General features: G+C 69.6%; 17 protein-coding genes. 11 read left to right on the forward strand and 6 right to left on the reverse strand.

Annotation, left to right across the window (positions count from 1 at the left end; translation table 11 throughout):
* Positions 1 to 80 precede the first annotated feature (80 nt).
* The 6 genes from KIT86_RS21250 to KIT86_RS21275 form a co-directional block, all read right to left on the reverse strand.
* Entirely contained in the window at positions 81 to 434 is a 354-nt protein-coding gene (locus KIT86_RS21250) for a hypothetical protein (RefSeq protein WP_297402102.1), read from the reverse strand.
* 17 nt (positions 435 to 451) lie between these two features.
* Positions 452 to 1,219: an SDR family NAD(P)-dependent oxidoreductase gene (locus KIT86_RS21255; RefSeq protein WP_297402104.1), complete on the reverse strand. Its 768-nt coding sequence runs from the start codon at positions 1,217 to 1,219 to the stop codon at positions 452 to 454.
* A 130-nt stretch (positions 1,220 to 1,349) separates the two neighbouring features.
* Complete coding sequence (locus KIT86_RS21260; RefSeq protein ID WP_297402106.1) at positions 1,350 to 2,153, reverse strand: IclR family transcriptional regulator; 804 nt, start codon at positions 2,151 to 2,153, stop codon at positions 1,350 to 1,352.
* A gap of 61 nt (positions 2,154 to 2,214) precedes the next feature.
* The gene (locus tag KIT86_RS21265) at positions 2,215 to 4,311 is read right to left on the reverse strand and encodes an acetate--CoA ligase family protein (protein WP_297402108.1); all 2,097 of its coding nucleotides are present in this window, start codon (positions 4,309 to 4,311) and stop codon (positions 2,215 to 2,217) included.
* On the reverse strand, positions 4,304 to 5,281 hold the full coding sequence (locus KIT86_RS21270) for a tripartite tricarboxylate transporter substrate binding protein (RefSeq protein ID WP_297402110.1): 978 nt from the start codon (positions 5,279 to 5,281) through the stop codon (positions 4,304 to 4,306). The genes KIT86_RS21265 and KIT86_RS21270 overlap by 8 nt, the downstream gene beginning before the upstream one ends.
* 51 nt (positions 5,282 to 5,332) lie before the next feature.
* Positions 5,333 to 6,493 carry an acyl-CoA dehydrogenase family protein gene (locus KIT86_RS21275; protein ID WP_297402112.1) on the reverse strand — a complete coding sequence of 387 codons (1,161 nt, stop codon included), beginning with the start codon at positions 6,491 to 6,493 and terminating at the stop codon, positions 5,333 to 5,335.
* Between the two features lie 119 nt (positions 6,494 to 6,612).
* On the opposite strand from KIT86_RS21275, the gene KIT86_RS21280 reads away from it, so the two are divergent.
* The 11 genes from KIT86_RS21280 to KIT86_RS21330 form a co-directional block, all read left to right on the forward strand.
* Entirely contained in the window at positions 6,613 to 7,419 is an 807-nt protein-coding gene (locus KIT86_RS21280; protein WP_297402114.1) for an enoyl-CoA hydratase/isomerase family protein, read from the forward strand.
* Positions 7,420 to 7,512: 93 nt separating this feature from the next.
* Positions 7,513 to 8,661, forward strand: coding sequence for an acyl-CoA dehydrogenase family protein (locus tag KIT86_RS21285; RefSeq protein WP_297402116.1), 1,149 nt, complete (start codon positions 7,513 to 7,515; stop codon positions 8,659 to 8,661).
* Entirely contained in the window at positions 8,658 to 9,446 is a 789-nt protein-coding gene (locus tag KIT86_RS21290; protein WP_297402118.1) for an enoyl-CoA hydratase-related protein, read from the forward strand. The genes KIT86_RS21285 and KIT86_RS21290 overlap by 4 nt, the downstream gene beginning before the upstream one ends.
* Entirely contained in the window at positions 9,443 to 10,597 is a 1,155-nt protein-coding gene (locus tag KIT86_RS21295) for a thiolase family protein (protein WP_297402120.1), read from the forward strand. Before KIT86_RS21290 ends, KIT86_RS21295 begins: the two co-directional genes overlap by 4 nt.
* Positions 10,598 to 10,996, forward strand: coding sequence for a Zn-ribbon domain-containing OB-fold protein (locus KIT86_RS21300; protein ID WP_367185457.1), 399 nt, complete (start codon positions 10,598 to 10,600; stop codon positions 10,994 to 10,996).
* Entirely contained in the window at positions 10,993 to 11,388 is a 396-nt protein-coding gene (locus KIT86_RS21305; RefSeq protein ID WP_297402124.1) for a hypothetical protein, read from the forward strand. The genes KIT86_RS21300 and KIT86_RS21305 overlap by 4 nt, the downstream gene beginning before the upstream one ends.
* 2 nt (positions 11,389 to 11,390) lie before the next feature.
* Entirely contained in the window at positions 11,391 to 11,777 is a 387-nt protein-coding gene (locus tag KIT86_RS21310; protein WP_297402126.1) for a MaoC family dehydratase, read from the forward strand.
* Positions 11,774 to 12,778: a thiamine pyrophosphate-dependent dehydrogenase E1 component subunit alpha gene (locus KIT86_RS21315; protein WP_297402128.1), complete on the forward strand. Its 1,005-nt coding sequence runs from the start codon at positions 11,774 to 11,776 to the stop codon at positions 12,776 to 12,778. The genes KIT86_RS21310 and KIT86_RS21315 overlap by 4 nt, the downstream gene beginning before the upstream one ends.
* Positions 12,775 to 13,749 carry an alpha-ketoacid dehydrogenase subunit beta gene (locus KIT86_RS21320; RefSeq protein WP_297402130.1) on the forward strand — a complete coding sequence of 325 codons (975 nt, stop codon included), beginning with the start codon at positions 12,775 to 12,777 and terminating at the stop codon, positions 13,747 to 13,749. The genes KIT86_RS21315 and KIT86_RS21320 overlap by 4 nt, the downstream gene beginning before the upstream one ends.
* A gap of 18 nt (positions 13,750 to 13,767) precedes the next feature.
* Positions 13,768 to 14,559, forward strand: coding sequence for an enoyl-CoA hydratase-related protein (locus KIT86_RS21325; protein WP_297402132.1), 792 nt, complete (start codon positions 13,768 to 13,770; stop codon positions 14,557 to 14,559).
* Between the two features lie 4 nt (positions 14,560 to 14,563).
* Positions 14,564 to 14,868: lipoyl domain-containing protein (locus KIT86_RS21330; protein WP_297402135.1), on the forward strand; the 305-nt coding region annotated here is incomplete at its 3' end.

Here is a 14,868-nt window from a genome sequence, read left to right on the forward strand (position 1 = left end):
GTCAACGACGCGCTTCACAGCTACCAGTATCTTCATGTTGTTCAGGGGGTTGAGTTCGGTTCAAGGCGAGGGATGCCGAGTCAGGAGGCAGAGGCATCGATGCGCTGCCACTGCCTCAGCGAATGCCGCCAGGCAGCGACCTTGGGTGTGCCGCTGCTCACGATGGGGAGCGGCAGCCGGGTTTCCGCCACCGTGAAGAGGGCGGCAAACGCGGCGTCGACGCAGGTCATGCCTTGGCTGTCGAAGTAGGCGGTGGGCAGGTAGGCAAATTGTTCGGGGGCGAACACGGATTCCGGGATGCCACGCTCCACATCGGCCAGCAGGGCCAGAAGTCGTTCGCTGAGTTGGGTGTCCGGTGTGCCTGGCGGATGTGCTGCGATCTCCGCGAGCAGGTTCAGTGCGGCTTTGGCGAGGGTCACGTTGGCAGAGGGCATGGACATATGGCGGGAGATCAAGACCGGCGTAACCCGCCATAGCTGGCCCAGGGCGTCGCGACCAGGTAGCCGCAGTCCACGGGAAGGTTGATCCCCGTGATGGCCGAGGCGGCAGGAGAGGCGAGGAAGGCCACAGCGGCCGCAATCTCGTCCGCTTTCACCAGCCGGTTCAACACCGTCGCTGTCCTGAGGTGCTCTTCCTCAAGCGTGTGCGTGTCTAGGCCCTTGCTGAGGGCGGGTGTGGCCGTGAAGCCGGGTGAGACGGTGTTCACCCGCACACCCACCGGCCCCCATTCGGCGGCCAGGCATTCGCTGAGGCTGATCACCCCGGCCTTGGCCGGGCCGTAGGCGTGCAAGGGGCCCGATCGCATGCCGGCGACCGAGGCGATGTTGACGATGGCGCCCCCGCCACTGGCGGCCATGCGCCGGCCGAATTCAGCACAGCAGAGGTAGGTGCCGCGCAGGTCCACGCGCGCCACGAAGTCCCATTCCTTCATCGTCAGCTGCCCGGGCGGCAGGGTTCTCTGCAGCACGCCCGCACTGTTGACGAGGACATCGACCCGCCCCAGCTGGTCCACGACCGCGTGGGCCGCCGCAGCCACCGAAGTCTCCTCCGCCACGTCCACGACGATGGCCGTGCCGCCAAGCTCGGCCGCCAAGCGCTCGGCACCCTCCAGGTGGCGGTCAGCGAGAACGACGCGGTACCCCGCGGCAGCGAAGGCGCGGGCGCAGGCCGCGCCAATGCCGCTGGCAGCGCCGGTGACCACGGCAACGGAAGCATTCATGGCGGGTGTCCTGTGCAGATATTCTTTAAAGAGAAAACTATTCGGCCGTGAGAATGATATAGGCGAGCGAAATGTCCGTCAAGGATTTTGCGAAGGGGAGCGCGGGGGCGAAGCAAGCCCCCGCGGGGCCTCAGGTCCGGATGCGGCCCGAGAGCGCGCGCGAGATGGCCCTGGTGCGCTCGTGCAGTTCTTCGCCGAGTTGCCGGATGGCGAGCTTGTTGAACTGCGCGCTGAACCCCACTGCGCTGATGGCCATGATGGCCCGGTTGTTGGCATCGACGACGGGCGCCGACACGGTGGTGACCCCTTTGACGTAGTTGCCGTTGTCCACCGAATACCCGCGGTCGCGCACCTGCAGGACCTCGGCGTAGTACTCCTCGAAGCTCGGGGCATTTTCCCAGCGCAGGTTGCTGATCTTCTCGCGCAGCTGGTCTTCCGTCAGGTCCGAGTACGCGGCCATGCAGCGTCCCAGGGCCGCGATGTACACCGGCAGCCGCTGACCGATGCTCATGTGCACGCGGATCGCGGCGCTGGTGTCGGCCAGGTCCACCAGCGTCACGCGCTCCTTGCTGGAGCGTTGCCAGAGCGTGGTGGTGACGCGGTGTTCGCCGGCGATCGCCTCCAGGTGGGGGCGCAGCATGCGCACGAACGAGGACTGCTCCAGTGCGCCGCGCGCGAGCTCCACCAGGCCAATGCCGATGGCGTAGGTCTTGGTGCCGTCATCGAAGGTCACCAGGCCTTCGTGCACCAGGGTCTTGAGCAGGTTGAAGCAGGTGCTGGCGTTGAGTTCGAGCTCGCGGGCGATGCGGGTCACGCCCACCGGCGACCCACTGGCGGCCAGGTAGCGCAGCACGCTCAGGCCGCTCACCAGGGCACCCACCAGCTTGTCCGGCGGTGCCTCGCTGTCCTTCATCCGATCTGCTTTTGCATCCATCCGGGCCATTCTAGTGACCTCCGGGCGCGCAGGCCCGAGGCCCGCGCGCGGCCCGGATGGCTCACGCGCTGCGCGTCACCAAGGCGTCGAGCGCCCAGGCGTCGCCGCCCCGGACCGCCAGCGGATTGATCTCGACCTCGGCCAGCGCCGGCTGATCGATGAACCAGTCGCACAAGGCGGCGATGCGCGCCGCCAGCGCCGGCAGGTCCACCGGCGGGCGACCGCGAAAGCCCTGCAGCAGCCGGGCCGAGCGCAGCCCGCGCAACAGCGCCTCGATCTCGCGCGGTGCCAGCGGCAGCAGCCGGGTGGCGGCATCGGGGTCCAGCTCGACTTCCACGCCGCCGCGTCCCACGGTCAGCAGGGCGCCGAAGCGGGGGTCGCGACGCAGGCCCAGCACAAGTTCGTGGTCGAAGGGGACCATCTGTTCAACGAGCACCCCCTGCACCTGGAGGTTCAGGTCGGCGCCGACCCTGCGCAGGCGCTGGATCGCCTGCGCCAGGGCCTCGGGCGACTCGATGCGCAGGATCACTCCGCCGGCATCGCTCTTGTGCAGCAGTTCGGCCGACTGGAGCTTGGCTGCCAGAGGGCCGGGCGGCAGGTCCGCGGGGGCCGCCCCGGCCTCGACCAGCACGCCTTGCGGCACGCCCACCGCCGACTGGCTGGACAGCAGCTGTTTGCCGTCCCACTCCGAGAGCGCCCGGCTCTCGCCGGCGCGGGGCAGGGCCAGCGCCGTGGCCGGCAGGGCCTCGCGCGCGCCGGCCTGCAGCTCGGCCAGCCGTCGCGCTGCGGCCAGGGCGCGCATGGCCTGGGGAATGTCGGCGAAGACCGGGATGCGCGCGGCCTCCACCACCGCGACCGACGCCGGCATCGCGCCCATCCAGATCACCACGATGGGCTGGCGGATGTGCTGGCGCGCGTTGGACAGGGCATCGGTGAAGGCGTGGGCGATGCTGTGCATCAGGCCGACAAACAGGACGATGGCATCGACCTCAGGATCCTGCGCGACGGCGGCCAGGGCCTTGCCGATGCTGGCGGTGTTCTGCACCACGTTGCCCGTGAGGTCCAGCGGATTGGCCGGGCGCGCGAAGGAGGGCAGCAGGGGGCGCAGGGCGTCGCAGGTGGCCTCGGCGAAGGTCGGCAGCGCCATGCCCAGCGCTTCCGACTCGTCGGCGATCAGCACGCCCGCGCCGCCCGAGACCGACATCACCGCCAGCCGCGAACCCCGTGGGGCGCTGTCGAACAGGTACAGGCGTGCGGCGTCGATCATGGAGGAGAGCGAGTCCACCCGCAGCGCACCGCACTGGCGCAGGCAGGCGTCGTAGAGCGTGTCGTCGCCGGCCAGGGCGCCGGTGTGGGAGGCGGCCGCCTTGGCGCCCGCCTGGGAGCGTCCCGACTTCATGGCGATCACGGGTTTGCCGGCCCGGGCCGCGCGCTGCAAGGCGCGGCGAAACGCCAGCGTGTCGCGGATGTCCTCCAGGTACAGGCCGATCACGCGGGTGTCGGGGTCGTCGACCAGGAAGTCGATCGCTTCGGCCGCGTCCACGTCGCATTCGTTGCCGGTCGAGATCCACTGGCTGAACCCGAGCCCCGAGCGCAACACGATGTCGAGCCAGTAGGCTCCCAGCGCGCCGCTCTGGCTGACGAAGGCAAACTGCCCGCGCTGCAGTGGGGCCGACTCCAGCGCGGTGGTGAACGAGGCGATCAGGCCGGTGGCGCTGTTGGCCAGGCCCAGGCAGTTCGGCCCGAGGATCGCGACGCCGTGTTCGCGCGAGAGCGCGCGCAACCGCTCCTGCAGGACGCGCCCTTCGTCGCCGACCTCGGCGAAGCCCGACGAAAACACCACGAAGGCCTTCACGCCGACCGCGATGCCTTCGCGGATCACCGGTTCGACCTGTTCCGCTGCCGTGCCCACGATGGCCAGGTCCACCGGCTTGCCGATCGCCGACAGCGAGGCGTAGGCCGGCAGGCCCTGCACCTCGTTGCGCGCAGGATTGACCGGGTACAGCTCGCCCGCGTAGCCGCGCGCCAGCATGTAGGCCAGCGGCCGGCCGGTGATCTTGGCGGGGTCGGACGAGGCGCCGACGATGGCGACACTGCGCGCCTGGAAGAGGCTGGCCAGGCGCGAAGGCGCGCTGGCGCTGCCGTGGCAATCAGTCAATTTTCACTCCCGCGCTCTTCACCGCCTTGGTGTAGCGCGCAATCTCTTTTTCAATGAACTTCTGGGACTCGGCGGGCAGCGCGCCCACGGGTTCGATGCCCATGGACAGCAGGCGCTGGCGCACTTCGGGCTCCTTCATCGTCTGCGCGACCGACTTGCCCAGGCGCTCGACCACGTCCTTGGGCGTGCCGGCGCGCACCACCACCGCCAGCCAGGAATTGGCGTCGAACTCCTTCATCCCGGCCTGGGCGAAGGTGGGCACGTCAGGCAGTTCGGCCACGCGTTCGCTGCTGGAGACGGCCAGGGCCTTGAGCTTGCCGGCGGCGATGTGCTGCTTGGCCGAGAGCACGTCCACGAACATGCAGGTCAGCACGCCGGCCAGCACGTCGTTGAGCGCCGGTGCGCTGCCCCGGTAGGGGACGTGGCTGAGCTTGATGCCCGCCTCGGTGTTGAACATCTCCAGCGAGAGGTGGTTGGACTGCCCGTTGCCGGCCGAGCCGCAGTTGAGCTTGCCCGGCTCGCGTTTGGCCAGGGCGATGAACTCCTGCAGGTTGGCGGCCGGCACGGACGGGTGCACCACCAGCGCGTTGGTCAGGCTCACGGCGTGCGAGATGGTGATGAAGTCGCGCTGCGTGTCGTAGGGCAGGCTGGCATACACGCTCGGGTTGATGGCGTGGCTGGTGGCGACCATGCCGACGGTGTAGCCGTCGGCCGGCGCGCGCGCCACCGCCGCCGTGCCCAGCGAACTGCCGCCCCCGGGCACGTTCTGCACCACCACCGGCTGCCCCAGCTTCTCCATGCCGCGCGCCACGATGCGGCCGATGGTGTCCAGGATGCCGCCGGCCGCCGAAGCGACAACGAAGGTCACCGGCTTGGTGGGGTAGTCGGTGGCGCGGGCTGATGTCGGCACTGCCATGAGGCAGGCGGCGGACAGCAGGCTGACACAGGCGGTCGGGAGTCTCCATTGCATTTTCATGATTGTCCTTGGTGTGGTCTCGGTTGGAAGAACGGTCTGCGGTGCTCAGTCCACCGGCAAACCCAGCTGACGCGCTATGGCGCGCTGTTGAATCTCGACGCTGCCCACCGTGACGGGTGCGACCAGTGCGTCGAGCGCCCAGCGCATGGCGGGCAATTCCGTGGTCAAGCCCCAGCCGCCGGCGGTGTGCAGCACGGTCTGGGTGACACGCACCACCGCCTGGGTGGCGTGCAGCTTGGCGGTGGAGACGTCCAGGATGACGTCCTCCAGAGGAACGCCGCTGTCCCAGCGTTCGGCCGCGTGGTAGGTGAGGCGGCGCGCGGCCTCCACGTCGAGGTGAGCCTGCGCCAGCGCGAAGGCGATGGACTGGTTGGCCCCGATGGGGCGCCCGAACTGCCGGCGCGTGGCGGCGTAGTCCAGCCCCCAGGCCAGGGCGGTCTGCATGTGGCCGAGCCAGCGGGCGGCCACCATGATGCGCTCGCGGTTGAACCCGGCCATGATCTCGGCGAAGCCAGCCTCCAGCAAGCAGTCGGCCGGCACCCGCGCCTGGTTGAACATCACCCTGAAAGTGGGGGCGGGCCGGTTGACGTAGGTGTCGATCTGGCTCGTCTCGATGCCCGGCGTGCGCCGGTCCACCGCGAAGAAGCGCATGCCGTGGCGGCCCGCGGCCGGGTCGGTCTGCGCCAGGGTGACCAGGATGTCGGCGTCGCCGCCCAGCGTGATGAAGGACTTGATGCCGTCGAGCACCCAGTGGTCGCCGTCGCGCGTGGCGCAGGTGCTCACGTTCTGGATGTCGTTGCCGGCCTCGGGCTCGGTGATGGTGATGGCCACCAGGCATTCGCCCGCGATGTTGCGCCGCGCGAGGTCGCGGTGCTGGGCATGGCCGTGCTCGTACAGGATGGAGCCGGCCACGTTCTGCACGAGCACCGAGACCGCCAGGTTGGGGTTGACCTTGGCCAGTTCCTCCATCGCGATGGCTTCTTCATAGGCCCCCAGTGCGGCGCCGCCGATCTCCTCGGTGGCCGTGATGCCGATCAGGCCGGCTCGGGCGGCGGCTTCGTAGAACGCGCGCGGAAAGCGCTTCTCCTCGTCGGCGGCCTTCCAGCGAGGGCCGATCTCGCGCTCGGCGAAGACCCGGCACATGTCGCGGAAGGCCTCGCGGTCCACCTGGTTCAACGGCGTGGGCCGCGCTTGTCTCTTGCTCATCAAACGTCCTTGCTGCGTATTCAATACAGAGAATATAATTCCGCATCAAGAATGATGCAAGCGGGAATTCACGGCAACACGGGGTTCGCGGTGTTCCTCGGCTTCAGGAGGCGCACGGCATGAGCGAGACCTGGGTGGTGATCGAAGATGCGGCGATGGCCGACGGCGGCTGCGTGCGCACGCTGACGCTGAACCGGCCTCAAAAGGCCCATGCGCTGACCCACGCCATGCTGGAACGCCTGGCGGCGGGCCTGGGCGAGCCAGGGGCGGCGGTGCAGGTGCTGCGCAGCGCATCCGGGCGCCTGTTCTGCGCCGGGGCCGACATCGAGGAGTTCGTGGCCGGAGCCAGCCACCTCGCCGGCCATGGCGAGGCCCTGCTGGCGATGATCCGTCGGCGCGCGTTCAGTCCCACGCCGCTGGTGGCGATCGCGCGTGGCAAGGCGTCCGGGGCCGGTGCCCTGCTGCTGGCGCTGGCCGATGTGGTGATCGCGGCCGACGACCTGGCGTTCGGCTGTCCCGAGATCCATTTCGGCATGTACCCCGTCATCGTCGAGGCGGTGCTGCAGTCGCGCGTGTCGCCTGCGTTGGCGGCCCGTCTGTGCCTGGGGCAGGCGCTGGATGCCGCCGAAGCCCACCGCGCCGGTCTCGTGACCGAGGTGCTGCCGGCCCAGGATTTCGATGCCCTGGCGGCGCAGCGGCTGGCGTTCTACCTGGCGCGTGGCGGGGCCTTGCAAGTGGCGCGCGCCGCCAGCCTGCGGACCCAGCCACCCGAGGCCTTGATGGCCCGGGTCCACGCCGTCGCCCCCCTCATGGCAGAGAACTTCGCGCAGAGCGGCGTGCGCGAACGCATCACCGCTTACCTCGACGCGCTGCGCCGCGACAAGGACCACCCGAAGTCGGTTGACAGCCCCGGCCAAGCCGCCTAGAATTCTCTTTAGAAAATAATAATCTCTATAAAGAATAACTACGTGGATTGAGCGCGTCGCCAGTCTTGCCGAATTCCTTTCACACCCACCACCATGAGCCTTGATTTTTCCTTTTCCGCTGAACACGAATCCGTCCGCGACACCGTGCGGCGCCTGTGCCAGGACGAGCTGGCGCCTCTGGTGGTCGACGCCGAGGAGAACGAGTGTTTTCCGCGCCAGGCGTTCACCCGCTGGGGCGAGCTGGGGCTGCTGGGCGTGCGCTACCCCGAGGCCGATGGGGGCAGCGGCATGGACAAGGTCAGCGACTGCATCGTGCGCGAAGAGCTGAGCTACATGAGCCAGGGCTTTGCCTCGGCCTGGTCCGCCCACACCCACCTGGGCATCTGGCCTATCTGGAAAACCGGCACGCCCGACCAGCGCGAACGCTTCTTCAAGCCGGCGCTGGCGGGCGAGAAGGTGGCGGGCTTCGGTCTGAGCGAGCCGGACGGCGGCTCCAACGTGCGCGCCATGAAGACGCGCGCCGAGCGCGTGCCCGGCGGCTGGAAGCTCAACGGCAGCAAGCTCTACATCACCAACGCGCCGATCGCCGATTTCCTGCTGGTCGCCGCGCGCACCGAGCCGGAACTCAAACCCGACGCGATCAGCCTGTTCATCGTCGAGCTGCCCAACCCCGGTTTTGACATCCACAAGCTGCGCAAGGAGGGCATCCGGTCCTCAGAGACCGCGCTCATCCACATCACCGACGCCTTCGTGCCGGACGACTGCCTCTTGGGCGGGCGCACCGGCACCTACCCGGTGATCCTGGAGTCGCTCAGCGAGAACCGGGTCGGCGTGGCCGCCAACGCCCTTGGCATGGCGCGCGCCGCCTTCGATGCGGCCAAGGCCTTTGCCGAAGACCGCATCGTGGCCGGCAAGCGCGTTGGCGACTACCAGGCGATCGGACACAAGCTGGCCGACATGTCGGCGCAGATCGAGGCCGCGAAATGGCTGGTGTACTACGGCGCCTGGCGCGTCGACCAGGGCACGCTCGATGCCGCCACGGCCGCGCGCGTCAAGCTGGTGGCGTCGGAGACGGCGCTGTCGGTCAGCGAGCAGGCCATTCGCATCCACGGCGGCGCCGGCATCATGCGCGAATACCCGGTGGGGCGCATCCACCGCGATGCCCTGGTCTACGTGATCGGCGAGGGCACAAGCGAAGTCCAGCGCAACATCATCGCGCGCAGCATCGGGTTCAAGCCGTGAGCGACCACGTGCTGCGCGAGCGCCACGGCGCCACCCTGGTCATCCGCATCAACCGGCCCGAGCGCCGCAACGCCTTCGATCTGGAGGTGCGCGAGGGCATTGCGCAAGCGGTCTTCGAGGCGCGCGACGACGACAGCGTGCGCGCCGTGGTGATCACCGGGTCCGAGGGCGTCTTCTGCGCCGGCGGCGACCTCAAGTCGCTGTCGCAAGCCAAGCGCCCGGTCTTCAAGGACCGTGACCGAATCCGCCGCCTGCACATCTGGTTCCGGGAACTGGTGAACCTGGAGAAACCGGTGATTGCGGCGGTCGACGGGCCGGCGTTCGGCGCCGGCTTCAACCTCGCCCTGGCCTGCGACTTCGTGCTGGCCACGCCGCGCGCGCGCTTCTGCGCCGTGTTCGGTCGCATCGGGCTGGTGCCCGACCTCGGCGGCTTCTTTCTGCTGCCGCGCATCGTCGGTCTGCAGCGCGCCAAGGACCTGGTGTTTTCGGCGCGCGAGGTGGACGCGGAAGAGGCGCGCGACCTGGGCATCGTGATGCGCGTCGTGCCCCCGGAGCGCCTGCTTGACGAAGCGCTGGCGCAGGCGGCCCGCTACCACGACGCCTCCACCGAGGCGCTGGGCATCGCCAAGAACATCCTCAACCGCTCGTTCAACCTCGACCAGGACACGCTGGCCGAGCTGGAGGCCAGCGCGCAGGCCCTGGCCATTCACACCGCCTACCACGACGAGGCCGTGGCGAACTTCCTGCAAAAGCAGCCCCTGCGCTTTCCCGGGGTGAAGAAATGACGATGAACGCCTTCATCACCGGGGCGTACGACACCGCCGTCGGCGAGCTGCCGGGCAGCAGCTGCATGGGCCTGCACGCCGAAGCCGCGATGGGCGCGGTGGCCGACGCCGGCCTCAAGCTCGCGGACATCGACGGCGTGCTGTGCGCCTATTCGTTCACCGAGCCGCACCTCATGCTGGCCTCGGTGTTCTGCGAGTCGCTGGGTATCCACCCCGGCTATTGCGCGGCCATCCAGGCCGGCGGTGCCAGCGCCTGCATCATGGTCATGCAGGCGGCCGCCCTCGTGGCCAGCGGGCAGTGCCGGCACGTGCTGGTGGTCACGGGTGACAACCGGCTCACCGGCATGTCCCGCGACGGTGCGATGGCCGCGCTCGCCGAGGTCGGCCACCCCCAGTTTGAGCGGCCTTTCGGCATCAGCGTGCCCGCGTCTTACGCGCTCGTGGCGCGCCGCTACATGCATGAGACCGGCGTCACCTCCGAGCAGTTGGCTGCGATCGCGGTGGAACACCGCCGCCATGCCGGTCGGCATCCGAAGGCACACAAGCGCGAGCCCATCACGGTGGAGCAGGTGCTGGCGTCGAAGGAGATCGCCTCGCCCCTGCGCATGCTCGACTGCTGCCTGATCTCCGACGGCGGTGCCGCGCTGGTGGTGAGCAGCCGCGAGGCGGCACGCGACACCCGGGGCAAGGCGATCGAGGTGCTGGGGGCCGGACAGGGCCACACACACGAACACATCGTCGCGGCGCCGAGCCTCACGCAGTTCGGTTGCAAGGCGTCGTCGCAGACCGCCTTCGGCCGCGCGGGCGTGACCCCCGGCGACATCGATGTCGCGGAAATCTACGACTCGTTCACGATCACGCTCGCCGTCGAGCTGGAGTCGATCGGCTTTTTCGAGCCCGGCGAAGCCGGCCACGCCGCCGCGCGCGGCGACCTCGGCCTGGGCGGGCGCCTGCCTTGCAACACCCACGGCGGCCTGCTGTCCTACGGCCACTCCGGTGCGGCCGGCGGCATGTTCCACGCCGTCGAGGCCGTCCACCAACTTCGAGGCCGCGCCGACGCGCGCCAGGTGAAGGACGCCAAGCTGGCGTTCGTCCACGGCGACGGCGGCATCCTGTCTGCCCACTGCTCACTCGTCCTGGGAGTCCACTGAATGAGCCGTCCCTTGCCTCGACCGACCGCCGAGACCCAGCCGTTCTGGGACGGATGCGCCGCGGGTGTCGTGCGCTATCAGTGCTGTCAGTCCTGCGGTACCGTGCAACGGGTGCCGCGCGCGCTGTGCGCCACATGCCAGAGCGATGCCCTTGCCTGGCGCGATGCCGGCGGCTTCGGCCATGTGCTCAGCCACACCACGGTGCACCGCGCGCCGACCCCCGCCTTCCGGGGCGACGTGCCCTACGTCATCGCCCTGGTCGACATGGACGAAGGCTTCCGGTTGATGGTCAACGTGGCCGGCGGCACCGCCGCGCCGCTGGCCATCGGCAGCCGCGTGCGCATCGGCTTTCACGAGGTCGAAGGCGTGTCCCTGCCGCATGCCGAGGTGGCCGCATGAAGCCCGTGATCCTCTGGGACGACTTCCAGCCTGGGGCACCGCTGGGCGAGCTGACCGAAGTCTTCGAGCCCGCGCTGGCCACGGCCTGGCGCGACATCTTCGGCCATGAGAGCGCCGGGGGGCGCGCCGAGGGTGCGGGCATCGCGGTGGCCATGATGATGCGCGGCTACCTGGGCGTGGTCGCGCCGCGCCCGCCGGGCAATGTGCAGGCGCGCCAGCGCTTCACGCTGGACGCCGTGCCGCAACCGGGCGAGGCCATCCGCACCGTGGTCACCTGCCTGTCCAAAGAAATCAAGCGCGAGCGCCGCTACCTCGACCTGGAGGTGCGCGGCACCGGCGCCGACGGCCGCGCCGTCTACAGCGCAATACTCTCTCTCATCTGGGCTGCCTGACCATGAGCACCGCACTGCAAACCGTCGCGCTGACCGCCGACCCCGAGGTCATCCTGGCCTATGGCGAGCTGACCGACGACATGAACCCCATCCACATCGACCCGGTCTACGCCGCCGGCACCGCCATGGGGGGCTGCATCGCGCACGGGACGATGTCCATCTGCCTGCTGTGGCAGTCGCTGTTCCGCACGTTTGGCGAATCGGCCTCGCGGCGGGTCGACCTGGACGTGCGCTTCATCAAGCCCGTGCGGGCGGGCGAGACCATCCATGCCGGCGGCGAGTTGCTCGCGGGCCAGGCCGATTGCTACACCGTGTGGGTGCGGGGCGACGACGGTGTGGACCGCGTGACCGGCACCGTGCGCCTGCTGCACGAGGAGGCGCTCGCATGAACGCGGCCAACCGAAAGACACCCAGGAAGGCGCCCGCAGCGCCGCTGCTCGATCTCTACCGCACCATGGCGCTGGTGCGCGAGGTGGAACAGGCCCTGAGCCGGCTGTTCGCCAACAGCGAGGTGCCCGGCTTCATCCACCTCAGCCTGGGTCAGGAAGCCATCTCTGCCGGGGTCGCCAGTGCCCTGCTGCCGCAGGACTCCCTGGCCACCACGCACCGTGGCCACGGCCACGTGCTCGCGCGCGGCATCGATGTGGACGGCTTCTTCAAGGAAATCATGGGCCGCGCGGGCGGGCTGTGTCGGGGCCGGGGCGGCTCCATGCACGTGGCCGACCTGAGCCTGGGCATCCTGGGGGCCAACGGCATCGTCGGTGCCGGCATCCCGATCGCCCTGGGCAGCGCGATCGCGCACGCGGCGCGCGGCACCGGCGGCGTGGCCGTGGCCTTCTTCGGCGATGGGGCGATGGCCGAAGGCGTGCTGCACGAAACCCTGAACATGGCCGCCCTGTGGAAGACGCCGTTGCTGCTGGTGTGCGAGAACAATGGCTGGTCGGAGTTCTCGCCGACATCGCGCCAGTTTGCCGCCAAGCTCGAAGCGCTGGCGAAGGCCTTTGGCATCGCCTACGAAAAGGTCGACGGCAACGACGTGGCGGCGGTCGCCGAGGCGGCCCGTGCCGCCACGGCCGCGCTGCGCGAAGGCCGGGGTCCCTTCGTGCTGGAGTGCGTCACCCACCGCGTGCGCGGCCACTACGAGGGTGACGCGCAGAAATACCGCGATGCCGACGAACTGCAGGGGCTGCCCGCCAAGGACCCGCTGGCCCGCGCGCGCGCCGCACTGGCCCAGGCCGGCGTGCCGGATGCCGAGGTCGAACGCATCGACCGCGAGGTGCTTGCCCGGGTCGAGGCCGCCATCACCGCCGCCAGGGCCGACGCCCTGCCGCTGTTCGAGGACGCCGCGGGCGACGTCTACACCGCAGCCACCCAGGAGACCCCGGCATGAGCGCCACGGAAATGAGATACGTCCAGGCGGTTGCCCAGGCCTTGCGCGACAGCCTGGCGGCCGACGAGCGCGTGATGGTGCTCGGCGAAGACATCGCCGCCGCCGGCGGCTCGTTCAAGGCCACGCGCGGGCTGCTGGAGTCCTTCGGGCCGCAGCGCGTGCTGGACACGCCCATCTCCGAGGCCTCCATCGTCTCCGCCGCCGTGGGCGCCGCGCTCACCGGCATGCGGCCGGTGGTGGAGATCATGTTCATGGACTTCATCACCCTGGCCATGGACGCGCTCGTCAACCAGGCGGCCAAGGCGCGCTTCATGTTCGGCGGCCAGGGCAGCGTGCCCATGGTGCTGCGCACGCCGCACGGCGGGGGCCTGAGCGCCGGCCCGCAGCACTCGCAGTGCCTGGAAGCCTGGCTGGCGCATGTGCCCGGGCTCAAGGTGGTGTGTCCGTCCACGCCGCAAGACGCTTACTCGCTGCTGCGCGCGGCCATCAACGATCCCGATCCCGTCATCGTCGTGGAGCACAAAGGGCTCTATGCGCAGAAGGGCCCGGTGGAGCCCGTGGTGGGCCGCATCGGCGAAGCCCGCATCGTGCGGCCCGGGCGCGACCTCACCCTGGTGAGCTACGGCGCCACCGTGGCCACCTGCCTGCAGGCGGCCCAGGCGCTGGCCGCCGACGGCGTGGAGGCCGAGGTGATCGACCTGCGCTCCATCCAGCCCTGGGACCGCGCCACCGTGCTGGCCTCGCTGGCCCGCACACACCGCGCCGTCGTCGTGCACGAGGCCGTCACGGCCTTCGGCGTCGGCGCCGAGATCGCCGCCACCCTGTCCGACGAAGGTTTCGACGAACTTGATGCGCCGGTGCTGCGCGTGGGTGCGCCCTTCATGCCCGTGCCTTTTGCCAGCTCGCTGGAGAAGGGTTACGCCGTCAGCGTGGACGCCGTGCTGGCGGCCGCGCGCAAGACCCTCAACTGAACCCCGGAGACCGTGCCCATGTCCGAATCCCAAGCCCTGGTGGTGTGCGAGCGCCGAGGCGCCGTCGGCCTGCTGACCATCAACCGCCCCAAGACCCTCAACGCCCTCAACGTGCCGACGCTGCTGGCCCTGGAGGCGGCGCTGACCGACCTGGAGCAGGACGCCAGCGTGCGCGCCATCGTGCTCACCGGCGCGGGCGAGCGCGCCTTCGTGGCCGGCGGTGACATCGCCGACCTCGACAGCCGCCAGGGCCTGGCGCACTACCAGGAGTTCGCCGAGGTGATCCACCGCGTGTTCCGCCGCTTCGAGGTGAGCGACAAGCCCACCATCGGGGCGATCAACGGCTGGGCACTGGGCGGCGGCACCGAGCTGCTGCTCGCACTCGACATCCGCCTCGTGGCGCAGGAGGCGCGCCTGGGCCTGCCCGAAATCACGCTCGGGCTCTTCCCCGGCGCCGGTGGATCGCAGCGGCTGATCCGGCAGATTCCGCTGTGCCGCGCCAAGGAGATGATGTTCTGCGGCGAGCAGATCACGGCCGACGAGGCCGTGTCACTGGGCCTGTGCAACCGCACGGTGCCGCGCGAACGCCTGCTGGACGAGGCGTTGGCCGTTGCCGCGAAGATCGCCGAGAAATCGCCCCTCACGCTCAAACTGCTCAAGCGCAGCCTGCGCGATGGTCTGGAGATGCCATTGCCCTCCGCGCTGGCCCACGAGCAGGCCATGATCGGCCTGGTGCTCGACAGCGCCGACGCGCACGAGGGCTGCCGCGCCTTCCTGGAAAAGCGCGCACCCCAATTCACCGGACGCTGAAGCCATGCGACGTGAACTGCTGGTGCCCAAGCTGGGCCTGACCATGGCCGAAGGCACGCTGGTCGAGTGGATGGTGAAACCGGGCGACGCGTTCCGCGCTGACCAGAGCATCTTCGTCATCGAGTCGGAGAAAGCCGCCACCGAGATCCCTGCCGAGGCGGACGGCACCTTGCTGGAGATCACGGCCGAACTCGGCGCCACCCTGGCCGTGGGCACGGTGATCGGGTTCTGGGACGATGGCGCAGCGGGTGCCGGCGCCACCGCCGGCGCACCTTCGCCGCCCACCTCCGCGCAACCGCCCGCGCCCGC

Source organism: Hydrogenophaga sp., from assembly GCF_026125825.1.
Classification (GTDB): Bacteria; Pseudomonadota; Gammaproteobacteria; order Burkholderiales; family Burkholderiaceae_C; genus Hydrogenophaga.